The sequence below is a fragment of the Pseudomonas sp. TE24901 genome, assembly GCF_054058375.1.
This window is the reverse complement of the sequence record NZ_JBSSAF010000001.1, coordinates 255,336-277,066: the sequence shown is the minus strand read 5'-3', so window position 1 is coordinate 277,066 and position 21,731 is coordinate 255,336. Positions and strand designations below refer to the sequence as shown.

General features: G+C 61.5%; 24 protein-coding genes. 12 read left to right on the top strand and 12 right to left on the bottom strand.

Annotation, left to right across the window (positions count from 1 at the left end):
* Nucleotides 1-8: 8 nt before the first annotated feature.
* Nucleotides 9-821 (top strand): bifunctional DNA-formamidopyrimidine glycosylase/DNA-(apurinic or apyrimidinic site) lyase, encoded by an 813-nt coding sequence (mutM, locus tag ACVWVP_RS01290; protein ID WP_178920022.1) that lies wholly within the window; start codon nucleotides 9-11, stop codon nucleotides 819-821.
* A 132-nt stretch (nucleotides 822-953) separates the two neighbouring features.
* Here the strand turns inward: mutM and ACVWVP_RS01285 are convergent, their stop codons facing one another.
* From ACVWVP_RS01285 to ACVWVP_RS01265, 5 genes are all read right to left on the bottom strand, one after another.
* On the bottom strand, nucleotides 954-1,205 hold the full coding sequence (locus ACVWVP_RS01285) for a YfhL family 4Fe-4S dicluster ferredoxin (protein WP_017139475.1): 252 nt from the start codon (nucleotides 1,203-1,205) through the stop codon (nucleotides 954-956).
* Between the two features lie 215 nt (nucleotides 1,206-1,420).
* Entirely contained in the window at nucleotides 1,421-1,900 is a 480-nt protein-coding gene (gene coaD, locus ACVWVP_RS01280) for a pantetheine-phosphate adenylyltransferase (protein ID WP_003176711.1), read from the bottom strand.
* Nucleotides 1,901-2,003: 103 nt separating this feature from the next.
* A complete protein-coding gene (locus ACVWVP_RS01275; RefSeq protein WP_259172223.1) occupies nucleotides 2,004-3,599 on the bottom strand; it encodes a GMC family oxidoreductase in 1,596 nt (531 codons plus the stop codon).
* 118 nt (nucleotides 3,600-3,717) lie between these two features.
* On the bottom strand, nucleotides 3,718-4,263 hold the full coding sequence (locus tag ACVWVP_RS01270) for a twin-arginine translocation pathway signal protein (protein WP_457404262.1): 546 nt from the start codon (nucleotides 4,261-4,263) through the stop codon (nucleotides 3,718-3,720).
* Nucleotides 4,264-4,291: 28 nt separating this feature from the next.
* A complete protein-coding gene (locus tag ACVWVP_RS01265; protein ID WP_457404260.1) occupies nucleotides 4,292-5,719 on the bottom strand; it encodes a coniferyl aldehyde dehydrogenase in 1,428 nt (475 codons plus the stop codon).
* A gap of 146 nt (nucleotides 5,720-5,865) precedes the next feature.
* On the opposite strand from ACVWVP_RS01265, the gene ACVWVP_RS01260 reads away from it, so the two are divergent.
* Together ACVWVP_RS01260 and ACVWVP_RS01255 are read left to right on the top strand one after the other, a co-directional pair.
* Entirely contained in the window at nucleotides 5,866-6,537 is a 672-nt protein-coding gene (locus tag ACVWVP_RS01260; RefSeq protein ID WP_178920026.1) for a TetR/AcrR family transcriptional regulator, read from the top strand.
* 33 nt (nucleotides 6,538-6,570) lie between these two features.
* The gene (locus tag ACVWVP_RS01255; protein ID WP_457404257.1) at nucleotides 6,571-7,425 is read left to right on the top strand and encodes a sulfurtransferase; all 855 of its coding nucleotides are present in this window, start codon (nucleotides 6,571-6,573) and stop codon (nucleotides 7,423-7,425) included.
* 120 nt (nucleotides 7,426-7,545) lie between these two features.
* On the opposite strand, the gene ACVWVP_RS01250 is transcribed toward ACVWVP_RS01255, so the two are convergent.
* The 4 genes from ACVWVP_RS01250 to ACVWVP_RS01235 all read right to left on the bottom strand — a co-directional run bounded on the left by ACVWVP_RS01250 (nucleotide 7,546) and on the right by ACVWVP_RS01235 (nucleotide 12,145).
* Nucleotides 7,546-8,541 (bottom strand): hydrolase, encoded by a 996-nt coding sequence (locus ACVWVP_RS01250; RefSeq protein WP_457404255.1) that lies wholly within the window; start codon nucleotides 8,539-8,541, stop codon nucleotides 7,546-7,548.
* 160 nt (nucleotides 8,542-8,701) lie between these two features.
* Nucleotides 8,702-9,307 carry a 16S rRNA (guanine(966)-N(2))-methyltransferase RsmD gene (gene rsmD, locus ACVWVP_RS01245; protein ID WP_178920029.1) on the bottom strand — a complete coding sequence of 202 codons (606 nt, stop codon included), beginning with the start codon at nucleotides 9,305-9,307 and terminating at the stop codon, nucleotides 8,702-8,704.
* Entirely contained in the window at nucleotides 9,307-10,797 is a 1,491-nt protein-coding gene (locus ACVWVP_RS01240) for a M16 family metallopeptidase (protein ID WP_457404253.1), read from the bottom strand. The genes rsmD and ACVWVP_RS01240 overlap by 1 nt, the downstream gene beginning before the upstream one ends.
* A complete protein-coding gene (locus ACVWVP_RS01235; RefSeq protein WP_178920031.1) occupies nucleotides 10,790-12,145 on the bottom strand; it encodes a M16 family metallopeptidase in 1,356 nt (451 codons plus the stop codon). Before ACVWVP_RS01235 ends, ACVWVP_RS01240 begins: the two co-directional genes overlap by 8 nt.
* Before the next feature lie 232 nt (nucleotides 12,146-12,377).
* Between ACVWVP_RS01235 and ftsY the strand changes: the two genes are divergently transcribed.
* The 4 genes from ftsY (at nucleotide 12,378) to rpoH (ending at nucleotide 16,412) form a co-directional block, all read left to right on the top strand.
* Nucleotides 12,378-13,739: a signal recognition particle-docking protein FtsY gene (gene ftsY / locus ACVWVP_RS01230; protein WP_178920032.1), complete on the top strand. Its 1,362-nt coding sequence runs from the start codon at nucleotides 12,378-12,380 to the stop codon at nucleotides 13,737-13,739.
* Nucleotides 13,736-14,407, top strand: coding sequence for a cell division ATP-binding protein FtsE (gene ftsE, locus ACVWVP_RS01225; RefSeq protein WP_003234627.1), 672 nt, complete (start codon nucleotides 13,736-13,738; stop codon nucleotides 14,405-14,407). Before ftsY ends, ftsE begins: the two co-directional genes overlap by 4 nt.
* On the top strand, nucleotides 14,404-15,429 hold the full coding sequence (gene ftsX / locus ACVWVP_RS01220; RefSeq protein ID WP_457404250.1) for a permease-like cell division protein FtsX: 1,026 nt from the start codon (nucleotides 14,404-14,406) through the stop codon (nucleotides 15,427-15,429). The genes ftsE and ftsX overlap by 4 nt, the downstream gene beginning before the upstream one ends.
* A gap of 128 nt (nucleotides 15,430-15,557) precedes the next feature.
* Nucleotides 15,558-16,412 (top strand): RNA polymerase sigma factor RpoH, encoded by an 855-nt coding sequence (rpoH, locus tag ACVWVP_RS01215; RefSeq protein ID WP_016972967.1) that lies wholly within the window; start codon nucleotides 15,558-15,560, stop codon nucleotides 16,410-16,412.
* 183 nt (nucleotides 16,413-16,595) lie between these two features.
* Here rpoH and mtgA read toward each other — a convergent pair whose 3' ends face one another.
* Nucleotides 16,596-17,318, bottom strand: coding sequence for a monofunctional biosynthetic peptidoglycan transglycosylase (mtgA, locus tag ACVWVP_RS01210; RefSeq protein ID WP_176996775.1), 723 nt, complete (start codon nucleotides 17,316-17,318; stop codon nucleotides 16,596-16,598).
* A gap of 74 nt (nucleotides 17,319-17,392) precedes the next feature.
* Here mtgA and ACVWVP_RS01205 point away from each other — a divergent pair, with 74 nt between their 5' ends.
* The 5 genes from ACVWVP_RS01205 (at nucleotide 17,393) to ACVWVP_RS01185 (ending at nucleotide 20,515) form a co-directional block, all read left to right on the top strand.
* Nucleotides 17,393-17,770 carry a DUF423 domain-containing protein gene (locus ACVWVP_RS01205; RefSeq protein WP_178920034.1) on the top strand — a complete coding sequence of 126 codons (378 nt, stop codon included), beginning with the start codon at nucleotides 17,393-17,395 and terminating at the stop codon, nucleotides 17,768-17,770.
* Nucleotides 17,771-17,841: 71 nt separating this feature from the next.
* A complete protein-coding gene (thiS, locus tag ACVWVP_RS01200; RefSeq protein ID WP_025859525.1) occupies nucleotides 17,842-18,042 on the top strand; it encodes a sulfur carrier protein ThiS in 201 nt (66 codons plus the stop codon).
* A gap of 52 nt (nucleotides 18,043-18,094) precedes the next feature.
* Nucleotides 18,095-18,889, top strand: coding sequence for a thiazole synthase (locus ACVWVP_RS01195; protein ID WP_105521099.1), 795 nt, complete (start codon nucleotides 18,095-18,097; stop codon nucleotides 18,887-18,889).
* A gap of 9 nt (nucleotides 18,890-18,898) precedes the next feature.
* Nucleotides 18,899-19,624, top strand: coding sequence for a tRNA (guanosine(46)-N7)-methyltransferase TrmB (trmB, locus tag ACVWVP_RS01190; RefSeq protein ID WP_178920035.1), 726 nt, complete (start codon nucleotides 18,899-18,901; stop codon nucleotides 19,622-19,624).
* Between the two features lie 78 nt (nucleotides 19,625-19,702).
* Entirely contained in the window at nucleotides 19,703-20,515 is an 813-nt protein-coding gene (locus tag ACVWVP_RS01185) for a hypothetical protein (RefSeq protein WP_457404246.1), read from the top strand.
* Nucleotides 20,516-20,691: 176 nt separating this feature from the next.
* On the opposite strand, the gene ACVWVP_RS01180 is transcribed toward ACVWVP_RS01185, so the two are convergent.
* Both ACVWVP_RS01180 and ACVWVP_RS01175 read right to left on the bottom strand, forming a co-directional pair.
* Nucleotides 20,692-21,240: an RNA 2'-phosphotransferase gene (locus ACVWVP_RS01180; RefSeq protein WP_457404244.1), complete on the bottom strand. Its 549-nt coding sequence runs from the start codon at nucleotides 21,238-21,240 to the stop codon at nucleotides 20,692-20,694.
* Nucleotides 21,241-21,405: 165 nt separating this feature from the next.
* Nucleotides 21,406-21,729: a DUF3392 domain-containing protein gene (locus ACVWVP_RS01175; RefSeq protein ID WP_010207241.1), complete on the bottom strand. Its 324-nt coding sequence runs from the start codon at nucleotides 21,727-21,729 to the stop codon at nucleotides 21,406-21,408.
* Between the last annotated feature and the right edge of the window lie 2 nt (nucleotides 21,730-21,731).

The following is a 21,731-nucleotide window of genomic DNA, read 5'->3' as shown; positions in this document are numbered from 1 at the left end:
AGGTACGCATGCCCGAGTTACCAGAAGTCGAAACCACCCGGCGCGGCATCGCACCGCACCTGGAAGGCCAGCGGGTCAGCCGCGTGGTGGTGCGTGAGCGCCGGTTGCGCTGGCCGATCCCGGAAGACCTCGATGTGCGCCTGTCTGGGCAGCGCATCGTGCTGGTGGAGCGACGGGCCAAGTACCTACTGATCAACGCCGAAGTGGGCACTTTGATCAGCCACTTGGGTATGTCGGGCAACCTGCGGCTGGTGGAAGTGGGGATGCCGGCGGCCAAGCATGAGCATGTGGACATCGAACTGGAGTCGGGCCTGGCCCTGCGCTACACCGACCCTCGGCGTTTTGGCGCGATGCTGTGGAGCCAGGACCCGCACAACCATGAGCTGCTGATTCGCCTGGGGCCGGAGCCGTTGACCGACCTGTTTGACGGTGATCGCCTGTTCCAGCTGTCCCGTGGGCGTTCGATGGCGGTGAAGCCGTTCATCATGGACAACGCGGTGGTGGTGGGCGTGGGCAATATCTATGCGACCGAAGCGCTGTTCGCGGCGGGGATCGATCCACGTCGCGAGGCAGGCGGCATTTCGCGGGCGCGGTATTTGAAGCTGGCCATCGAGATCAAACGCGTGCTGGCGGCTGCCATCGAGCGCGGCGGCACGACGTTACGCGATTTTATCGGTGGGGACGGGCAGCCGGGGTATTTCCAGCAGGAATTGTTCGTCTACGGCCGGGGCGGCGAGGCGTGCAAGGTGTGCGGGACGGAACTGCGCAATGTGGTGCTGGGGCAGCGGGCGAGTGTGTTTTGCCCTAAGTGTCAGCGCTGATTCTGTGTGATGGCTGATGCCGCCTTCGCGGGCAAGCCCGCTCCCACAGTTAACCGGGTTCCAACATGAGAATGCGGTCGAATGTGGGAGCGGGCTTGCTCGCGAAGAGGCCCTGGCAGGCGCTGTTGAGCCTCACGCCTTACCGGTAATCAACCGATACTTGGCCATCAACTGCTCTTCCGTCTCCGGATGGGCTTCATCCAAGGGAATGCAATCTACCGGGCACACCTGCTGGCACTGGGGTTCGTCGTAGTGGCCGACACACTGGGTGCACAGGTTCGGGTCGATCACGTAGATCTCTTCGCCTTGGGAAATCGCAGCGTTCGGGCACTCGGGTTCGCAGACGTCGCAATTGATGCAATCGTCGGTGATGATCAGGGACATGGAAACTCCTGCCAGGGCCGTCAGCCAAGGCATCTGAAAAACTAATGCGCGCAATTGTGCCGCATTGGCGCCCGCAGTGCGAGCCTGTGGCAAGCACTACTACCTGTGGCGAGGGAGCTTGCTCCCGCTGGACTGCGCAGCAGTCCCAATCTTTTCAAGCAGAGCGGGGCCGCTTCGCGCCCCAGCGGGAGCAAGCTCCCTCGCCACAGAGAGCCTTACTTCTTGAAGCGCAGGGTCAGCGCGTCGGCCACGGCGGGGTGGACGAACTTGGTGATATCTCCGCCTAAAGCGGCGATTTCACGGACCAACGTCGAGGAAATGAACGAATAACGTTCCGACGGCGTGAGGAACAGGCTTTCCACGTCCGGCGCCAGTTGGCGGTTCATGTTGGCCAGCTGGAATTCGTATTCGAAGTCCGACACCGCACGCAGGCCACGCAGGAACACATTGGCGTTCTGCTCTTTGGCGAAATGCGCCAGCAAGGTGGAAAAGCCCACCACTTCCACGTTGGGCAGGTGCTTGGTGACCTCACGCGCCAGCTCCACGCGCTGTTCCAGGGGAAACAGCGGGTTTTTCTTGGGGCTGGCCGCGACCGCGATGATCACATGGTCGAACAGGCGAGAGGCACGTTCGACCAGATCGCCATGGCCTTTGGTAATCGGGTCGAAGGTACCTGGGTACAACACTCGGTTCATCGCGTCGTCCTGGCGGAGTCCGTTGGGGAACCGGATGGTATCGCAGCCATCCCGGTCGGCCAAGTCAACTTATGTAGAAGAAAGCCCGATAGACCGTGTTTTTTCACGCCGTTTTCAGACGTTCGGCCAATGCTGTCGCCAGTTGGGCGGTCAATCCATACACCGACAATTGGGGGTTGGCCCCAATGCTGGTGGGGAACAGCGAGCCGTCATGGATCGACAGGTTGCGCAGTTGGTGATGCCGACCCAGGCTGTCGGCCACGGCATTTTTAGGGTCTTCGCCCATCGCACAGCCGCCCATCACGTGAGCACTGCCCAGGGTTGTGCGGTGCAATTCAAGGTTCAACCCGTCAATCACACTGCGTGCCTCGGCCAAGGTCGTCACGTAACGCGCGTCGTGGTGCAACGGTTTGACCGACTTGGCACCGGCCGCGAACTGGATCTCGGCCATGCTGTGGAAAGCCCGGCGCAGGCCGTCCCAGGCGTAGGGCGAGACCTGATAGTCGAGCACGGGCGTGCCGTCGCCGCGCAAATCCACCGTGCCGCCCTGGCTGTCGGGGTGGAAGCCGTCGCGCAGCAGCGCCAGCATCGCGTGGGTGTGGGGCAGTTGGCTCATCTCCAGGGCATTCTGCCCGCCGTAGCCGCCGAACAAGGTGCTGGCCAGTCCTGGATGTAAGGGTGGAGCTTCCAGCTTGTAGGACATTTTGCCGGTGGTGCCGTCCTGCCATTGGAAATGGTCGGAGTAAATGGACTGTGGCGCGCCGTAGAACGGGTTGATCACCTCGTCGAACAGCCCCGCAGAGAAATTCACCAGGTGCAGGAAGGTGCGCTTGCCGAGCCGCGAATGCGGGTCGGGGGCGTCCGAGCGCATCAGCAATGCCGGGCTGTTGATACCGCCACCGGACAGCACGTAATGCCTGGCCTTCACCGTGATCTTGCGCCCGGTGGGCGCCACGCAGCGCTCATCCATGGCAACGCATTCCAGGCTGCTGATGCTGTCGCCGCTGTACTTGAGGCGTTCGGCCCGGGCCAGGTACAGCAGCTCACCGCCTTTTTCCAGGGTGGATGGGATGGTGGTCACCAACATCGATTGCTTGGCGTTGACCGGACAGCCCATGCCGCAGTAACCCAGGTTGAAGCAGCCGCGCACATTGCGCGGGATCACGTGCCAGCTGTAGCCGAGCTGTTCGCAGCCTTTGCGGATCACATCATTGTTGGCGTTCGGCGGGATGGCCCAGGGTGCAATGCCCAGGCGCTGCTCCATTTTTTCGAACCAGGGCGCCATCTCGGCGCTGCTGTGGCCCTTGACCGCGTATTCACTGGCCCAGTGGGCGAGGGTGGCGTCCGGGGTGCGAAAGCTCGAGGTCCAGTTGATCAAGGTGGTGCCGCCGACGGCCCGGCCTTGCAGGATGGTGATCGCGCCATCCTTGCTCATGCGGCCAATGCCTTCCTGGTACAGGCTGGCGTAGGCCTCGTCCTCAAGCAGCTTGAAGTCGCTGCTGGTCTTGAGCGGGCCTTCTTCGATCAGCAACACTTTGTAGCCGGCAGCGCTGAGGATCTCGGCGGTGGTGCCGCCACCGGCGCCGCTGCCGATGATGGCCACGTCGGCTTCCAAGGTCAGGTCGCTTTCAAGGGCGGCGCCATTGTGGGTTTTCCAGCCACGGGCCAGGCCCTCGCGGAACAGATCGGGTACGGGCATAAACATGCACTCTTATTGTTGTAGTGAACCTTTGTAGGAGCCGGCTTGCCGGCGATCCGGTCGATGCGGTGCGTCAGGCGCACCGCTATCGCGGGCAAGCCGGCTCCTACGGGGGGTGTCAGATCTTCGGCGGGCCGGGGTAGCCGCAATGGGCCCAGGACGCCGGTCGGAAATACCAGGCCATGATCACCAGCTTGAGCAACGAGCCCTGGCCCATGCGCAGCAGGTTCAGGTAGCTGTTTTCCCAGCGGTGCAGGAAATTGCGGATCTGTTCGGCACTGGCGTTTTCCCAGCTGCCCCAGATGCCGGTCAGCGGGCCACGGGTGATGCCCATGCCCAGCACGTCGAACAGTTGCTGGGTGAGCTTGAACATCTCCGGCGACAGGTGCTGCAGGCTGTAATCAAGCTTTTTCAGGGTGTCTTCGATACCAGCGAGCACTTGCTCGGCGCTGGCGGCACCTTCCAGCAGCACCGGAATGACCGCTCGCAGGAACGGCAGGTCACTGCTGCGCAACATGGCAAAGCCGCTGGCCGGGGTGCTGCTGGAGCAGCCGCTGAGGCTGGCACCCAGCCCGGCCGTGGCCAGGAAGGCGCTGGTGCACAGGCCGATTTTCAGGACGCCGCGCCGCGACAGCGCGGGGGTTTCAGTCAGGCTTGGGTTCATTGTTATTGTTATCCCGAAGGTGGTGGTTTCAGCGCACGAACAGTTTCTGGATCAACTTCTGGATCGATTTGCCATACGGCGGGTAGATCAGCTTCGCCGCGTTCAAGCGCTGTTTCACCAGCACACCCTTGGCCTTGCTGAACGTGAGGAAGCCCTCATGGCCGTGGTAATGGCCCATGCCGGAAGGGCCGATGCCGCCAAACGGCATGTCGTCCTGGGCCACATGCAGCAGGGTGTCGTTCAGGCACACGCCGCCGGAGTGGGTTTCGTGGAGCACGCGGTTTTGCTCGGCTTTGTTGTAGCCGAAGTAATACAGGGCCAGTGGGCGAGGGCGCCCATTGATGTAGGCAAATGCCTGATCGAGGCCGCGATACGGCACGATCGGTAGCACCGGACCGAAGATTTCATCCTGCATCACCGTCATCTCGTCGCTGACATTCAGTAGCAGGCTGTGAGCCATGCGCCGGGCCTGGCCTTGGTCATAAAGAGGGATGAGGGTCGCGCCCTTGTCGGTGGCGTCCTTGACGTAGGCATTGAGCCGAGCCAGTTGCCGTTCGTTGATGATGGCGGTGTAGTCCGGGTTGTCAGCCAGCGTCGGATAAAACCCGCGAATGGCCTGGGTGTAGGCCTCGACGAAGCCGTCTACCCGATCCTCTGGAACCAGCACGTAGTCGGGGGCCACACAGGTTTGCCCGGCGTTCAGGGCTTTGCCGAAGGCAATACGTTCGGCGGCATCTTTTAGCGGTACATCGGCGGACACGATGGCAGGGGACTTGCCGCCCAGCTCCAGCGTGACCGGGGTCAGGTGTTCGGCGGCAGCGCGCATCACGTGTTTGCCGATGCTGGTAGCGCCGGTGAACAGCAGGTGATCGAAGGGCAGCTTGGAAAACGCCATGCCGACCTCGGCTTCACCCAGCACCAAGCACACCAGGTCCTCGGGGAATATTTTCGCCAATAAAGCCTTGAGCAATTCGCCGGTGGCGGGGGTGGATTCACTGAGCTTGAGCATCACCCGGTTGCCGGCGGCCAACGCGCCCACCAGCGGCCCGATGGCCAGGTACAGCGGGTAGTTCCAGGGCACGATCACCCCAACCACCCCCAGTGGCTGATAAATGACTTTGGCTGACGCCGGTTGAAAGGCAATGCCCACGGCGCGGCGGGAAGGTTTCATCCAGCGCTTGAGGTGTTTGCTGGCGTAGTGAATGCCATGGAGGCTCGGCATCAGCTCGGCGAACAGGGTCTCGTCGGCGCTGCGATGGCTGAAGTCCTGGCTGATCGCGTTGATCAGTGCCTGGCGCTCATCACTGAGCAGGTCGCGCAGGGCCTTGAGCCATTGCTGGCGTTGCGCGGCGGGCGGCATCGGGTTGGCCGCGTAGGCACGACGTTGGGCGTCGAACAGGTCCTGGAGTTGATCCAGCGCCTGGGAATCTTGCAGGTAGGCAACGTTGGCAGACATGGCACAGTTCCCGATTGTTATTTGAATGGTTCATTTATTAGAGTCATTGCTCTAAATTGTCAAATAACATTGCAGCAACATGTGGATTTATCCTGGCAAGGATAGGCCGTAAGATGCCCCTTCACGTGTACAGAAGCTGATTCCCTATGGCACCACGAGTAAAGACCAGCGAGCGCATTGTGCAAACCAGCCTGGAGCTTTTTAACCAGCAGGGCGAGCGCAGTGTCAGCACCAACCACATCGCCGCCCATATGGAAATTTCCCCGGGCAACCTGTACTACCACTTCCCCAACAAGCAGGCGATCATCGCCGTGCTGTTTCGTGAATACGAAGCCTTGGTGGACAGTTTCCTGCGCCCGCCCCAGGGCCGTGCCGTCACCGTCGAAGACAAGCGTTTCTACCTGCAAGCCGTATTGGCCGGCATGTGGCGCTACCGTTTCCTGCACCGTGATCTCGAACACCTGCTGGAGAGCGACCCGGAACTGGCCACCGGCTACCGGCGTTTTTCCCAGCGCTGCCTGACCCAAGGCGGTGCTATCTATCAAGGGTTTGTCGACGCGGGCATCCTCAATATGGACCCGGTGCAAACCGAGGCCTTGACCCTCAATGCCTGGATCATCCTCACCTCCTGGGTGCGTTTCTTGTGCACCACCAACGAAAATTCCACCCAGTTGAGCGCTGAGGCGATCAAGCGCGGGGTGTATCAGGTGCTGGTATTGGAAGCAGGTTTCGTCACGCCCCAGGCGAAAGAGGCGGTGGATGCGCTGTTCAAAGAGTTTTACGTGCCGTTGAACCAGGCACTGGAAGAAGTGAAGTAGGACCTTTCCCGAATCTGTTCACAGGAGTCCGTCATGCCGCTTGCCCAATTGATCAGCCCCCAGCAACTGGCCGAGCGCCAGAAGGCCGGCGGATTGGTGATCCTCGACTGCCGCTTTGCCCTGGAAGACCCGGACTACGGGCTGTGCAGCTATGCCGAAGGGCATATCGACGGCGCGCAGTATGCTGACTTGGAGCGCCACCTGAGTGGCCCGGTGACCAAGGGGGTGACCGGTCGTCACCCGCTGCCGGGGGCCGATGCCCTGGTGCGTCAGTTGCGGGCCTGGGGCATCAGCGCCGACACCGACATCGTGCTGTATGACGACGGCCCCGGCGCCTATGCCGCCCGCGCCTGGTGGTTACTGGCCTGGCTGGGCAAGCGCGACGGCGTGTTTGTGCTGGACGGTGGCCTCAAGGCCTGGCACAGCGCTGGGTTTCCCCTGAGCCTGGATGCGCCGGTGGTCGAGCCCGGTACATTTGCCGGCACGTCTGATTCTCGCCTGGTGCTGGATGCCGAACACCTGCAAAAGCGCCTGGGCCAACCGGGCCTGACCCTGATCGATGCGCGTGCCCAGGCGCGGTTTCGTGGTGATGTGGAACCGATCGACCCAGTCGCCGGGCATATTCCGGGCGCGCAGTGTGCGGCGTTCACTGAAAACCTGGGCAGCGATGGGCGTTTCCTGCCGGCTGAACAACTCAAGCAGCGCTTTGCTGCGCAACTGCAGGGGCGCTCGCCGGATGAGCTGGTGGCCTATTGCGGATCGGGCGTCACGGCCTGTCACAACCTGTTCGCCCTGAGCCTGGCGGGTTACCCGTTGGGCAAGTTGTATGCGGGGTCATGGAGCGAGTGGATTACCGATCCGCAGCGTGAAATTGCTACGGGTGACTAAATCGACGGAGGTGTAAACCCGATCAACTGTGGGAGCTGGCTTGCCTGCGATGACGGCGTGTCAGCAATCTTATTATTGGCTGGCACACCGCTATCGCAGGCAAGCCAGCTCCCACATGTTTTAACCGTGTTGCGTCAGTAGCCAGGCAGGAATACGGCGTTCCAGGTAATAACCGGGGCGTTTGAGCGAACCGTCGACAAACCCCACATGCCCACCCTTGGCCAGCAGCTCAAACTCGGTGCACGCCGACAACTCACTGGCCTCGGGCAAGCTATGGGCAAACACAAACGGGTCATCTGCTGCCTGGATAATCAGGGTCGGCGTACGAATCGCCCCCAGGTAATAACGGCTTGACGCGCGGCGGTAATAGTCCTCGGCACTCAGGAAACCGTGCAGCGGCGCGGTGACCCGGCCATCGAAATCCCAGAACGTGCGCATCTTCTCCAGTGAGCCAAGGTCTTCCAGGGTCTTGAGCCCGTCCGCCCGGCCATCCTGCTGAAAGCGGCTCTGCTTGACGCGGATGTACGCCAGCATTTCGCGCATGAAGTGCTTCTGGTACACCCGCGAAAAGCCCAGCCCGATGCGATCGGCGCACTGGTCCAGGCGAAACGGCACCGACACCGCCGCCGCGCCTTGCAACCCGGACGCTTCGCCCGTCTCCCCCAGATGCTTGAGCAGCACGTTGCCGCCCAGGGAATAGCCGACGGCATACAACGGCGCCAATGGCCGCTTGGCGCGCAGATGGGCAATCGCAGCGGCCAGGTCTTCGCTGGCGCCCGAGTGATAGCTGCGCGCCAACAGGTTGGGCTCACCCGAGCAACCGCGCCAGTTCAACGCGGCACTGGCCCAGCCTTGAGTGGCCAAGGCTTTTTGCAGCCCGGCCACGTAGGGCGAATTGGCCGAGCCGGTCAGACCGTGCAACACCAGCACCAACGGCGCTTGCGCGTCGTGGGGGCCGTGCCAGTCGAGGTCGAGGAAGTCGCCGTCGTCCAGCCACAGGCGTTCGCGCAGGCGTTCAATGTGGGTGGTGGGGCGCCACAACGGTCCCCACAAGGTTTGCAGGTGAGGGTTGCCGAGGCCAAAGGCGGGTTTGAACAGGTCGAAAGAGGCTGTCATGAAACTCTCTGTGGCGAGCGAGCTTGCTCGCGCTGGGCGCGTAGCAGCCCCATTTAAAACGCCGCGCTTGGTCAGTCAGAACACGATTGCAGGTTTAGGGGCCGCTTCGCAGCCCAGCGGGAGCAAGCTCCCTCGCCACAACAAGCCCGTCATTACAGATTTATACGCTGCGTTGCCACAACGCGTAGTAGACGCGGCCGGACTTCTGCTCGCGGTGCAAACGCCAGGTTCCGGGCAAGCCCAGGGTCGAAGGCGCCGCCTCGCTTTCAGTGTAGATCCACGAATCCGGCGCCAGCCATTGGCGTTCTTCCAGCAGCGCGCACACGGTCGGCAGCAGGTTCTGGTTGAACGGCGGGTCGAGGAACACCACGTCGAACTCGCTGGCCGGCTGGGTTTCCAGGTAGCGCAGGGCGTCGGCGGTCTGTACCTGGCCGGTGGTGCAGCGCAGGGTGCCCAGGTGTTCCTTGAGGCTGGAAACCGCCACATTGCTGGCGTCCAGCGCCTGGCCCAGGGCGGCGCCACGGGACAGCGCCTCCAGGAACAGCGCGCCGCTGCCCGCGAACGGGTCCAGCACCTTGGCGCCCGCAATGTACGGCGCGAGCCAGTTGAACAGGGTTTCGCGCACGCGGTCCGGCGTGGGGCGCAGGCCCACCACGTCGGGGAAGCTCAGCTTGCGGCTGCGCCATTCGCCGCCGATGATGCGCAGCTGGCCCACACCGTTATGCACGTTGTGGACGGGTTTTTTCGGGCGAGATGAACTGGCCATTAATGCTCCGGAACCCCGAGCGGCTGCTCGGCGGGTTTATCAGTGGGGGGCGGTAGTGGCTTTTGCGCAATCGTCGGGCCGGCGGTCACGATGACCATCTTGTCGGCGCTCAAGTGTTTATTCATTGCAGCCTTGACCTGCTCTACGGTCAGGGCCTGGGATTGTTTCATGAAATCCTCAAGATAGCTCAGCGGCAGGTTATAGAAACCCATGGCGCCCAACTGCCCGACGATGTCGGCATTGCTGGCGGTGGACAGCGGGAAGCTACCTGCCAGCTCGCGTTTGGCGTCGTCCAGTTCCTTCTGGGTCGGGCCGTTCTTGAGGTAGTCGGCCAGCACGTCCTCCACCAGGCGCAGGGTGCCGCCGCTCATTTCGGCGCGGGTCTGCAGCTGGATCATGAACGGGCCGCGTACCTGCATCGGCGAGAAGCCGGAGTACACGCCGTAGGTCAGGCCGCGTTTTTCGCGCACTTCGCTCATCAAGCGGGTGCCGAAGCCGCCGCCACCGAGGATCTGGTTGCCCAGGGAAAGGGCCGCGTAGTCCGGATCGGCGCGGTCGATGCCCAGTTGGGCGAACAGCAGGTGAGTCTGCTTGGACGGGAACTCGATATGGCTCAGGCCGGCCTTGGGCTCGGCAGGCTGGGCAATCTTCGCCAGGGTCGGGCCTTTGGGCAGCGAGGCGGAGACCTTGGCGGTCATGGCTTCGGCTTCGGCGCGGGTGAGGTCGCCAACCACGGCGATCACGGCGTTGCCGGCGGCATAGGCCTTGGCGTGGAACGCCTGCAACTGCGCCAGGGTAATCGCGGGAACGCTCTGGGGCGTGCCTTCGCTCGGGTGAGCATAAGGGTGCTCGCCATAGAGGCGCTTGAACAGCTCCAGGCTCGCCAGCTTGCCAGGGTTCTGTTTCTGGTACTCGAAGCCCGCCAGGATCTGGTTCTTGATCCGCGCCAGGGAGTCGGCCGGGAACGTCGGTTTGCCGATCACCTGGTCAAACAGCGCCAGCGCGGCCTCGCGCTTGTCGCTGTCGCTCAGGCTGCGCAGGGACACCAGCGCCATGTCGCGGTAGGCGCCATTGCCAAAATCGGCACCCAGGCCCTCAAAGCCACTGGCGATCTGGCTCACATCCTTGCCCGGCACACCTTCGTTGAGCATGGCGTTGGTCATCAGCGCCAGGCCCGGGACGTTGCCGTCCTGGCTGCTGCCGGCTGCGAACAGGATACGCATGTCGAACATCGGCAGTTCGTGGGCCTCGACGAACAGCACCTTGGCGCCCTCGGCGGTGGTCCAGGTCTGCACGTCGAGCTTGCGGTTGGTCGGCGCTTTGCCGTCCAGCTCTGCCAGGGATTGCAGTTTGTTGGCCGATTGGGCTTTTTCCAGCGCCGGGCTGGCCACGGATTCGCTCGGGCGCAGGAAATACACGGCGCTCGCCGCGATCAGGGTGACCACGATCAGGCCGGGGAAGATCAAGCGGCTGCTTTTGCGATCACTCATGAGCGGTCTCCTCAGGCAGGACATGGGCGACGCTGAGGCGTTCGCGGGTGAAATAGGTGCGCGCAGCTTTCTGGATGTCTTCCGGGGTCACGCTTTGCAGGTCAGCCAGTTCGGTGTCCATGAGCTTCCAGGACAGGCCGACGGTTTCCAGGGAGCCAATGGCGGTGGCCTGGCTGGTGATGGAATCGCGCTGGTAAACCACGCCGGCAATGACCTGGGCACGGATGCGCTCCAGTTCTTCGGTGGTCGGCGGTTTGGCTTTCAATTCATCCAGCAGGCGCCACAGGCCGGCTTCGGCTTGGGCGATGGTCTTTTTCTTCTGCTGGTTCGGCGTGGCGGTCAAGGTGAACAGACTGTCGCCACGGGTGTAGGCGTCGTAGCTGGTGGACGCGGCCGAGACCAGCTCTTCACCACGCTCCAGTTGTTCCGAAATGCGTGCGCTGTAGCCGCCATCCAACAGGGCCGAGAGCAGGCGCAAGGCTTGCACCGAACGTTTGTCCTCGGCGGTGGCCAGTCCGGGCACATTAAAGCCGAGGATGACGCTCGGCAGTTGGGTCTGCACGTGCATGGTCAGCAGGCGCTCGCCGGGTTCAGCCAGCTCCAGCGGGACCTTGGCCGGTGGCACGTCGCGCTTGGGGATCGGGCCGAAGTAGCGCTGGGCCAGTTTCTTGACCTCATCCGGGGTGACATCGCCCACGACCACCAGGGTGGCATTGTTCGGCACGTACCAGGATTGGTACCAGTGGCGCAGTTCTTCGACCTTCATGCGTTCCAGGTCAGCCATCCAGCCGATGGTCGGCGTGTGATAGCCACTGGCCGGGTACGCCATGGCCTTGAAGCGCTCGTAAGCCTTGGACATGGGGTTGTCGTCGGTGCGCAGGCGACGTTCTTCCTTGATCACCTCGATCTCGCGGCTGAACTCGTCGGCCGGCAGGCGCAGGCTGGCCATGCGGTCGGCTTCCAGTTCGAAGGCGACACCCAGGCGGTCACGGGCCAGTACCTGGTAGTAGGCGGTGTAGTCGTCGCTGGTAAAGGCGTTTTCTTCGGCGCCCAGGTCGCGCAGGATCAGCGAGGCTTCGCCAGGGCCGATCTTGGCGCTGCCCTTGAACATCATGTGCTCCAGGGCGTGGGACAAACCGGTCTGGCCCGGGGTTTCGTAGCTCGAACCGACCTTGTACCAGACCTGGGAAACCACCACCGGCGCGCGATGGTCTTCGCGCACGACCACCTTGAGGCCGTTATCCAGGGTGAATTCGTGGGTGGGTTGTGGGTCGGCAGCCAAGGCTGAGAGAGGCAGACAAACTGTGCTGAACAGCAGGCCTGCGGCATGGCGGGCTAGAGCATTCATTCGTTTTTAAACCTGTTGGGCTGCCCGCTTGGTCTTAGCGTCGGCGGGCGAGGAGGTGCTAGGATACTGATCCGACTGAGTGACGGCCACTGCGGCTGTCCCGTTAAGGCTCTATTTAGGCCTTACAAAATGTTGCGCATGAACGAGCTGGCTAAAAAACAGTCTGTTACGCATCGAATTTTATTTACCGACGCGCCTGCTGGCGCGTCGCTACCTTGAGATAGCCGTCTCCATGTTTGGTTCCAACGACGACAAGAAGACCCCAGCTGCGGCTGGCGAGAAAAAAGGCCTGTTCGGATGGCTGCGCAAAAAGCCGCAGGAAACCGTCGACGAACAGCCGCAGGTTCAGCCTGAACCTACCCCTGAGCCAATCGTAGAAGCCCAACCGGCCGTAGAAACCCCGGCGCCAGTGGTACTGCCGATGGCTGAACCGGTGTTGCAGCCCGTGGTTGAAGCTGCACCGGAGCCAGAACCAGAGCCAGAGCCCAAGCCGTGGCTGGAACTGCCGGTCGCTGAAGAACCGGTGGCCCTGGTAGTAGACGTGCAGGCCGAACACATCACGCCGCCGATTCCCGCGGTGGTCGAGCCGGTTGCCGTCGTCGTCGAAGCGGCTGCGCCAGCCGTCGTCGAACCGGAACCTGTCGTTGCAGCGCCCGAAACCAGCAAAACCGGCTTCTTTGCCCGCCTCAAGCAAGGCCTGAGCAAGACCAGCGCCAGCATCGGCGAAGGCATGGCCAGCCTGTTCCTGGGCAAGAAAGTCATTGATGACGAGCTGCTCGAAGACATTGAGACCCGCCTGCTCACCGCCGACGTGGGTGTCGAAGCCACCGCCGTGATCATCCAGAGCCTGACCCAGAAGGTCGCGCGCAAGCAGTTGACCGACGCCGACGCCCTCTACAAGTCCTTGCAGGCCGAGCTGGCCGCGATGCTCAAGCCCGTGGAAGCACCGCTGGTGATCAAGCCGAACAAGCCGTTCGTGATCCTCGTCGTGGGCGTGAACGGCGCGGGCAAGACCACCACGATCGGCAAGCTGGCCAAGAAGCTGCAGTCCGAGGGCAAGAAAGTCATGCTGGCGGCCGGTGACACCTTCCGTGCCGCCGCCGTAGAGCAGTTGCAAGTCTGGGGTGAGCGCAACAAGATCCCGGTGATTGCCCAGCATACTGGCGCCGATTCCGCCTCCGTGATCTTCGATGCTGTGCAGGCCGCCAAGGCCCGTAACATCGATGTGCTGATCGCCGACACCGCCGGCCGCCTGCACACCAAAGACAACCTGATGGAAGAACTGAAGAAGGTGCGCCGCGTGATCGGCAAGCTCGACGCAGACGCTCCCCACGAAGTGTTGCTGGTACTTGACGCCGGCACTGGCCAGAACGCCATCAGCCAGGCCAAGCAATTCAACCAGACGGTGCAACTGACCGGCCTGGCATTGACTAAGCTCGACGGCACGGCCAAGGGCGGCGTGATTTTCGCCCTGGCCAAACAGTTCGGGTTGCCGATTCGTTATATCGGCGTCGGTGAAGGCATCGACGACCTGCGCACCTTTGAAGCCGAACCCTTTGTACAGGCACTCTTTGCCGAGCGGGAGCGTTCATGATTCGATTCGAACAGGTCGGTAAACGCTATGCCAACGGGCATGTGGGCTTGCATGAGCTGAGCTTTCGAGTGCGTCGCGGCGAGTTTCTGTTTGTAACCGGCCACTCCGGTGCCGGCAAAAGTACATTGCTGCGCCTGCTGCTGGCCATGGAGCGCCCGACCACCGGCAAGCTGCTGCTAGCTGGTCAGGACCTTGCCACCATCAGCAATGCGCAGATTCCGTTCCTGCGCCGCCAGATCGGCGTGGTGTTCCAGAACCACCAATTGCTGTTCGATCGCACCGTGTTCAATAACGTGGCGCTGCCGCTGCAGATTCTCGGGCTGTCCAAGGCCGAGATCGTCAAGCGCGTGGATTCGGCCCTGGAGCGTGTGGCACTGTCGGACAAGACCGATCTCTACCCGGGCGACCTGTCCACCGGCCAGCAACAACGCGTCGGCATCGCCCGTGCTATCGTTCATCGCCCAGCCCTGCTGCTGGCGGACGAACCCACCGGTAACCTCGACCCGCGCCTGGCGGCCGAGATCATGGGCGTGTTCGAAGACATCAACCGCCTGGGCACCAGCGTGCTGATCGCCAGCCACGACCTGGCGCTGATCGCCCGCATGCGCCACCGCATGCTGACCCTGCAACGCGGCCGCTTGATCGGTGACGGGGAGGCTGGCGTATGAGTGCGACCCGTAGCCCCAAGGTTTCCGAGCGCGTGGCGCCCAAAGCCGCCGACCCGCAACCGCAGAAAAAGAAAAAACACGACGATGACGACGGCCCGGACTTCGGCACGCTGCTGCGCGCCTGGATCGAAAGCCATCGCGCCAGCCTGCTGGACAGCCTGCGTCGTCTGGGCAAGCAACCGATCGGCAGCTTCTTTACCTGCCTGGTGATGGCTGTGGCCTTGAGCCTGCCAATGGGTTTGTCGTTGCTGCTTAATAATGTGGAGCGCCTGGGCGGTTCCTGGCAGCGCGCCGCGCAGATTTCCCTGTACCTGAATATCGATGCCAGCGCCAAAGAGGGCGAGGCCCTGCGCGACGACATCAAAAACCTGCCGGGTGTGGCAGACGCCGAGTACATCAGCCGTGACCAGGCCCTGGAAGAGTTCCAGCAACAGTCCGGCCTGGGCGAAGCGCTGAAAGAGCTGCCGCAGAACCCGCTGCCGGGCGTGGTGCTGGTCACGCCAAATGAAGTGGACAAGCCCGCGCTGGAAGTCCTGCGACAAAAACTCGCAGAGATGCCCAAGGTACAGCAGGCGCAGCTTGATCTAGTCTGGGTGGAGCGCCTGGCGGCGATTCTCAAGCTGGGCGACCGCTTTGTGTTCGGCCTGACGGTGTTGTTGGTGTCTGCATTACTTTTGGTGATAGGTAATACCATTCGTCTTCATATTGAAAACCGTCGCACCGAGATAGAAGTGATTAAACTGGTCGGCGGCACAGACAGCTATGTGCGTCGTCCTTTTCTGTACATGGGCGCGCTTTATGGCTTTGGTGCCGGGATTTTGTCCTGGGGAGTGCTGGCGTTTGGTCTTGACTGGCTGAACGACGCGGTGATCGGGCTGGCTGGCTTGTACGGCAGTGATTTCGCCCTGGCGGGCGTGCCGGTAGCCGATGGTCTGAGTCTCTTGCTTGGCGCGGTCTTGTTGGGGTATATCGGTGCTTGGATTGCGGTCGCCCGTCACTTACGTGAGTTGGCACCGAAGTAGTTAATGTCAGATTAATGTGGTTTCGTTTGTATTGACCGTATTGGTGGTTTAGGAACTTGTCCTACGGTTCCCGGTCAATTTTCGCAGTGCTTCACTGCACGAGTTATGTGAGTCGGAGGTTTTTTCGTATGACCACTTCTTTGCAACCTGCTTATGCCTTGGTCCCGGGTGCGAACCTGGAAGCCTATGTGCACACGGTCAACAGCATTCCATTGCTGACGCCCGAGCAGGAGCGTGAACTGGCCGAGAGTCTCTACTATGAGCAGGATTTGGGGGCGGCTCGGCAGATGGTGCTCGCCCACCTGCGTTTTGTCGTACATATCGCCCGTAGCTACAGCGGCTACGGCCTGGCCCAGGCTGACCTGATCCAGGAAGGCAACGTCGGCCTGATGAAGGCTGTGAAACGCTTCAACCCTGAAATGGGTGTGCGCCTGGTGTCGTTCGCCGTGCACTGGATCAAGGCGGAAATCCACGAGTTCATCCTGCGCAACTGGCGCATTGTGAAAGTCGCGACCACCAAGGCCCAGCGCAAGCTGTTCTTCAACCTGCGCAGCCAGAAGAAGCGCCTGGCGTGGCTGAACAACGAGGAAGTCCACCGCGTGGCCGAAAGCCTCGGTGTGGAACCGCGTGAAGTGCGCGAGATGGAAAGTCGCCTGACCGGCCATGACATGGCCTTCGACCCTGCTGCTGAAGCAGACGACGACAGCGCCTTCCAATCGCCGGCCAACTATCTGGAAGACCACCGGTACGACCCGGCGCGTCAGCTGGAGGATGCTGACTGGAGCGACAACTCCAACCACAACCTGCACGAAGCGCTGGAAGTGCTGGACGACCGCAGCCGTGACATCCTCTATCAGCGCTGGCTGGCAGAAGACAAAGCCACGCTGCACGACCTGGCGCAGAAGTACAACGTGTCGGCCGAGCGGATTCGTCAGCTTGAGAAGAGCGCGATGAACAAGCTTAAATTGTCGATCGCCGCCTAACACGCAGCGATAAAACAAAAAAATGCCCTGATCGAAAGATCGGGGCATTTTTGTTTGTCTTCAGAATCTACGCGGTCTCTGTGGGAGCTGGCTTGCCTGCGACGGGGCCCTGTCAGCCAACTTATGGGCAAGGTGATACACCGCTATCGCAGGCAAGCCAGCTCCCACAGGGGGGGCAGTGTGTCAGTCAGACCAGGGCGCTTTTCGGGAATTGTTCAGCTCGACCAAATAGCCGTCCCCACCCAACTGGCTCATCTGCTGCCGAATCCACGCCGCCCGCCTTGCCACATACGCCGTCGGATGGCTGGCACTCCACACCCTCGGATTAGGCAACACCGCCGCCAGATAACTGGCCTGCTGCCGCGAAAGCGCCTTGGCACTCACCCCAAAGTGATGCCGGGCGGCCGCTTCTGCGCCAAACACCCCTTCATCCCATTCCACGCTGTTGAGGTACACCTCAAGAATCCGCTGCTTGGGCCACAACACCTCGATCAGCCCGGTAAACCACGCCTCCAGGCCCTTGCGCAGATAACTGCGACCGGCCCACAGGAACAGGTTTTTCGACACTTGCTGGCTCAAGGTACTGGCGCCACGGATCGAGCCACCGCGCTCGTTGTGCAGGATCGCCGCCTGGATCGCGCCAAAGTCGAAACCCCAGTGCTGCGGGAAGCGCTGGTCTTCACCGGCCATCACCGCCACTTTGAGGTCGTCGGAGATCTCGTCCCACGGCACCCAGGTGCGCTGCAGGTCAATCGGCTCGCCGTCGACCCAGGACTCCACCTTGCGCTCCACCATCAGCGCAGTGCCGGGCGGCGGGACGACACGGAACAACAGCACCAGCAGTACACTGCCGATGGCAAACCATTTCACGACTTTGAGAAAACGTTTGAAGAGGAGACGCAGCATAGAGATGGCTTGGCCGAACCCGTTGAGCGGGCCATTATACAGACCCGGCCCTTTGCGTCTGACTGGAGTTCCTCATGTTGCGTGGCTTTCTGATGTTGGCTGCCTTTTTCGGCTTCACCGGTGTCGCCCTTGGCGCCTTCGCCGCCCACGGCCTGAAAAACCGCCTGAGCGCCGAGTACCTGGCGATCTTCCATACCGGCGTGACCTATCAACTGATACACACCTTGGCATTGTTCGGTGTGGCGTTGCTGGCGGCGCATATTCCTGGCCGATTGGTCAGCTGGGCGGGTATCTCGTTTACCGTCGGCATCCTGCTGTTCTCCGGTAGCCTGTATGTGCTGACGCTGACAGGTTTCAGCAAGCTGGGGATCATCACGCCGTTTGGTGGCTTGGCGTTCCTGCTGGGCTGGTTCTTCCTCGGCTTGGCGGCGTGGCGCCTGCAAGCGGCCTGACCAAGGGACTTGGGCCAGCAACCCCAATCGGGCTAGAATGCGGGCCCCTAAAAACGATGGCGGCCCGTGGCATGCGCATTCAGTTGAACGGCGAATCCTTTGAACTGCCCGACGGTGAAACCGTTGCGGCCCTGCTGACCCGTCTGGACCTGACCGGGCGTCGCGTCGCAGTGGAACTCAACCTGGATATCGTCCCGCGTAGCCAGCACGCCGAGACCGCGCTCACCGACGGTGATCAGGTCGAAGTGGTCCACGCCATCGGCGGCGGTTAGTCGCGCAGCTTTCTGAATTCTGCAGAACCTCACCCCATTTCGAGGATTTCCCATGAGCATCGTTCGTAGCGACAAGCCCTTCGTCCTGGCCGGTCGTACCTACCAGTCCCGTTTGCTGGTCGGCACTGGCAAGTACCGCGACATGGAAGAAACCCGCCTGGCCATCGAGGCCTCCGGCGCCGAGATCGTCACCTTCGCCGTGCGCCGCACCAACCTGGGCCAGATCGAAGGCGAGCCGAACCTGCTCGAAGTGCTGTCGCCAGATCGCTACACCTTCCTGCCGAACACTGCCGGCTGCTATGACGCCATCGAAGCCGTGCGTACCTGCCGCCTGGCCCGTGAGCTGCTTGACGGCCACAACCTGGTGAAGCTGGAAGTGCTGGCCGACCAGAAAACCCTGTTCCCCAACGTGATCGAAACCCTCAAGGCCGCCGAAACCCTGGTCAAGGAAGGCTTCGACGTGATGGTCTACACCAGCGATGACCCGATCATCGCCCGCCAATTGGCGGAAATCGGCTGTATCGCGGTGATGCCGCTGGCCGGCCTGATCGGTTCCGGCCTGGGTATCTGCAACCCGTACAACCTGCAGATCATCCTCGAAGAAGCCAAGATCCCGGTGCTGGTAGACGCGGGCGTAGGCACGGCCTCCGACGCGACCATCGCCATGGAACTAGGCTGCGACGCGGTGCTGATGAACTCGGCCATCGCCCATGCCCAGCAACCGGTCATGATGGCCCAAGCCATGCAACACGCAATCGTCGCAGGCCGCCTGGCGTACCTCGCCGGTCGCATGCCGAAAAAACTCTACGCCAGCGCCTCTTCGCCGCTGGATGGTCTGATCAAGTAAGAGCCATTGATGACTGAATCAAACGAAACGCCGAACACCGTGGAAGAAGGCGACGAGTCCAAGCACCGCCGCATCAAGAGTTTTGTGATGCGCGCCGGTCGCATGACCGAAGGCCAGCAAAAGGGCCTGGAGCAAGGTACGCCGCTGTTCGTGCTGCCATTGGCGGATGCGCCGGTGGACTACGACCAGGTGTTCGGCCGTTCGGCGCCGCGTTCCCTGGAAATCGGTTTTGGCATGGGCCACTCCCTGCTGGAAATGGCGGCCGCCTCGCCGGAACAGGATTTCATCGGTGTGGAAGTTCACCGCCCGGGTGTCGGCGCGCTGCTCAATGGCGTGCTGACCCAAGGCCTGACCAACCTGCGGGTGTATGACTGCGACGCGATCGAAGTGCTCAACCGCTGCATCGCCGACAACAGCCTCGACCGCCTGATGCTGTTCTTCCCAGACCCATGGCACAAGGCCCGTCACCACAAACGCCGCATCGTCCAGGCCTCCTTCGCGGAACTGGTGCGCAGCAAGCTGAAAGTGGGCGGCATCCTGCATATGGCCACCGACTGGGAACCGTATGCCGAATACATGCTGGAAGTGATGAACGTCGCCCCTGGCTACCGCAACATCGCCGAAGACGGCAAATGCGTGCCGCGCCCGGCGGAGCGCCCGATCACCAAGTTCGAACGTCGTGGTGAGCGACTCGGGCATGGTGTGTGGGATTTGAAGTTCGAGAAGCTGGCTTAAACGGCTACGCATCAGCGGCGGTGAAGCAGGTTTGCTTCACCGCCGTTTTCGTTTCTACTTGTAAAGGAATACAAGGGTTTGAAATTTACGTTCCCCTGCTTGTTGCTGCTGAGTCTGCTGTCTGCGGCAGTATTCGCCACCACGACCGCCTCCCTTCCAGTGATTTCTCCGGACGACTACCTTGAGCGTGCTCAAAAGAAAGCGGAACAACTGCGCGTGTTGATTGAGGAAAACCTGCCTCTGGAAGCCAGTGGCAAACTGGATCCCAAGGTCTCGGCTGAGTTGGCCAAAGAAGGTAAGGATAAGATAGCTGCGTTGCAAAGCGACCTGAAGATGGCTTCCGACGGTGGGCATACGGTAGCGACTTACATGCTGGCCAATATGCAAAGTCGGTTCGGGATGTCGGACGCCGAGCGTAAACAGGTCTGCGAGCCGATGCACAGGGCAATGGATCAAGGCCTGTTGGCAGCCGCGGTAGGTTATTACTACCAATGCGACCAGACTTACATGCGCCTTAATTTTCTTGACCCAGGCCATGTGAAGTATCTGGAGGATCTTAAGCAGATGCTCCTGCGCGCTGATGGATTTCAGGGCTATTACCCTTTGTACACACAACGCTCGCTCTGTTTCGAGAAAGATCGTCTGGCTGAGATCAAGGAGGAGTGGACCGTAGCCAACCAGCAGGCGCAGGCCAGTGCGCGAATGCTGACCTATGACCAGTACCGAGCCGACGCCTACTACATATTGGCTGCAACTCGAATGAACGAAAAAGGCATGCCCGACAGCCTCAACCTGACCTATCTGAACCAAGCGCTGGCGTTGGGCTGCAAAGACCCGATGACGCTTAAAGAGTATTACGAGAAAGCGTTTGGAGGGCAGGCGTCCAAATAGGGCTGCTTCGTCTAACGCTGGTCAGCGACATGTGTCGCTGAAATTCAAAAAATCGGCCAGCCCAAAACGCACCCTTGTAGGAGCTGGCTTGCCAGCGATAGCGGTCTATAGGCGGCCAATGAACTGCCTGACACACCGCCATCGCCGGCAAGCCAGCTCCTACGATGTCTGTCGAGTCAAAGCACTTTGAGGAACCGCGCAGGCACCCGCTCTGTCAGCCAAACCCCATTCTCAGCCTGAAAAAACCTGTAGCCCTCGGCGAGCATCTTCGGGGTGTCTATCTGCAGAATCGCCACTTTCCCATAGCGTTGCCCGACTTCTCTGGCCGTCTCAAGTTGTTCACTGAGGTGTACGTGATGACGCGAGCCTGGAATCAGGCCCTGCTGGCTGATTGACTCCATGAAGCGGGTCGCGGTGCCATGGAAAAGCACCGCGGGCGGTTGTTTTTCGTCGAGTTGCAGCTGGACGTTCTTGTTGGAGTGGCCTTGCACGGCCCGGATTCGTCCGTTGTCCTCAGAGAACGCAAAGCGTTTTTTGTCGTTGCCGGACACCACCTGCTCAAGCAATTCCCGGGTAAGGTTGCGCCCGTTGCTGGCAGCGGTCTCGATCAGTTCGGCAACGCTTGCCCAGCCCTCTGAGTCCAAGGAAAGACCAATTGCCTGAGGCTCGTGACGCAGTACATAGCTAAGAAATTTACTGGTGTCGTCCAGAAGCGTTTTGCTCATGAGATGTCCTTGGCTTTGTCTGGATGAAATCAGCGCCGACCTGCCCCGCACTCTGAACTTGTAGGAGCCCGGCTTGCCGGCGATGGCAGCCGATTCATCACGGTGCACCTTGAGGGCCCCATCGCCGGCTTGCCGGACTCCTACAGGGGGTGTGTTGGTTTTGGATCAGCGGCGGTCTGCAACTACGCCAATTAGTACCAATACGACCACCAGCACCGGCGCCAGGCTGTAGTTATTGAACTGGCTCAAGCCCCGCACAATCCACGGCGTGGCGTAGATCAACGCGGCGCCGCTGCCGATCATGCACAGCAACGCCATCAGCGGCACGCGCAACGCACCGGCAACGCTGCCCAGGCGGGCTTCCACCCAGCCCTTGATGTCGGCGCCAAACAGCACCAGCAAGCAGCCCACCAGGGCCAGGGAGATTTCCGACAGATTGCTACGGCTCCAGCGGGATACGGTGGCGAGCAGGTCGAGTACCAAATCCATGT

Bases quoted from the DNA above. Each gene is read 5' to 3' on its own strand.
- ACVWVP_RS01240 (WP_457404253.1), bottom strand. From the start codon at position 10,797: ATGAGTGATCGCAAAAGCAGCCGCTTGATCTTCCCCGGCCTGATCGTG.
- ACVWVP_RS01275 (WP_259172223.1), bottom strand. From the start codon at position 3,599: ATGCCCGTACCCGATCTGTTCCGCGAGGGCCTGGCCCGTGGCTGGAAA.
- ACVWVP_RS01250 (WP_457404255.1), bottom strand. From the start codon at position 8,541: ATGACAGCCTCTTTCGACCTGTTCAAACCCGCCTTTGGCCTCGGCAAC.
- thiS (WP_025859525.1), top strand. From the start codon at position 17,842: ATGCGCATTCAGTTGAACGGCGAATCCTTTGAACTGCCCGACGGTGAA.
- mtgA (WP_176996775.1), bottom strand. From the start codon at position 17,318: ATGCTGCGTCTCCTCTTCAAACGTTTTCTCAAAGTCGTGAAATGGTTT.
- ftsX (WP_457404250.1), top strand. From the start codon at position 14,404: ATGAGTGCGACCCGTAGCCCCAAGGTTTCCGAGCGCGTGGCGCCCAAA.
- rsmD (WP_178920029.1), bottom strand. From the start codon at position 9,307: ATGGCCAGTTCATCTCGCCCGAAAAAACCCGTCCACAACGTGCATAAC.
- mutM (WP_178920022.1), top strand. From the start codon at position 9: ATGCCCGAGTTACCAGAAGTCGAAACCACCCGGCGCGGCATCGCACCG.
- ACVWVP_RS01285 (WP_017139475.1), bottom strand. From the start codon at position 1,205: ATGTCCCTGATCATCACCGACGATTGCATCAATTGCGACGTCTGCGAA.
- ACVWVP_RS01265 (WP_457404260.1), bottom strand. From the start codon at position 5,719: ATGTCTGCCAACGTTGCCTACCTGCAAGATTCCCAGGCGCTGGATCAA.
- ftsE (WP_003234627.1), top strand. From the start codon at position 13,736: ATGATTCGATTCGAACAGGTCGGTAAACGCTATGCCAACGGGCATGTG.
- ACVWVP_RS01270 (WP_457404262.1), bottom strand. From the start codon at position 4,263: ATGAACCCAAGCCTGACTGAAACCCCCGCGCTGTCGCGGCGCGGCGTC.
- ACVWVP_RS01235 (WP_178920031.1), bottom strand. From the start codon at position 12,145: ATGAATGCTCTAGCCCGCCATGCCGCAGGCCTGCTGTTCAGCACAGTT.
- ACVWVP_RS01255 (WP_457404257.1), top strand. From the start codon at position 6,571: ATGCCGCTTGCCCAATTGATCAGCCCCCAGCAACTGGCCGAGCGCCAG.
- coaD (WP_003176711.1), bottom strand. From the start codon at position 1,900: ATGAACCGAGTGTTGTACCCAGGTACCTTCGACCCGATTACCAAAGGC.
- ACVWVP_RS01205 (WP_178920034.1), top strand. From the start codon at position 17,393: ATGTTGCGTGGCTTTCTGATGTTGGCTGCCTTTTTCGGCTTCACCGGT.
- ACVWVP_RS01195 (WP_105521099.1), top strand. From the start codon at position 18,095: ATGAGCATCGTTCGTAGCGACAAGCCCTTCGTCCTGGCCGGTCGTACC.
- rpoH (WP_016972967.1), top strand. From the start codon at position 15,558: ATGACCACTTCTTTGCAACCTGCTTATGCCTTGGTCCCGGGTGCGAAC.
- ACVWVP_RS01260 (WP_178920026.1), top strand. From the start codon at position 5,866: ATGGCACCACGAGTAAAGACCAGCGAGCGCATTGTGCAAACCAGCCTG.
- trmB (WP_178920035.1), top strand. From the start codon at position 18,899: ATGACTGAATCAAACGAAACGCCGAACACCGTGGAAGAAGGCGACGAG.
- ftsY (WP_178920032.1), top strand. From the start codon at position 12,378: ATGTTTGGTTCCAACGACGACAAGAAGACCCCAGCTGCGGCTGGCGAG.
- ACVWVP_RS01180 (WP_457404244.1), bottom strand. From the start codon at position 21,240: ATGAGCAAAACGCTTCTGGACGACACCAGTAAATTTCTTAGCTATGTA.
- ACVWVP_RS01175 (WP_010207241.1), bottom strand. From the start codon at position 21,729: ATGGATTTGGTACTCGACCTGCTCGCCACCGTATCCCGCTGGAGCCGT.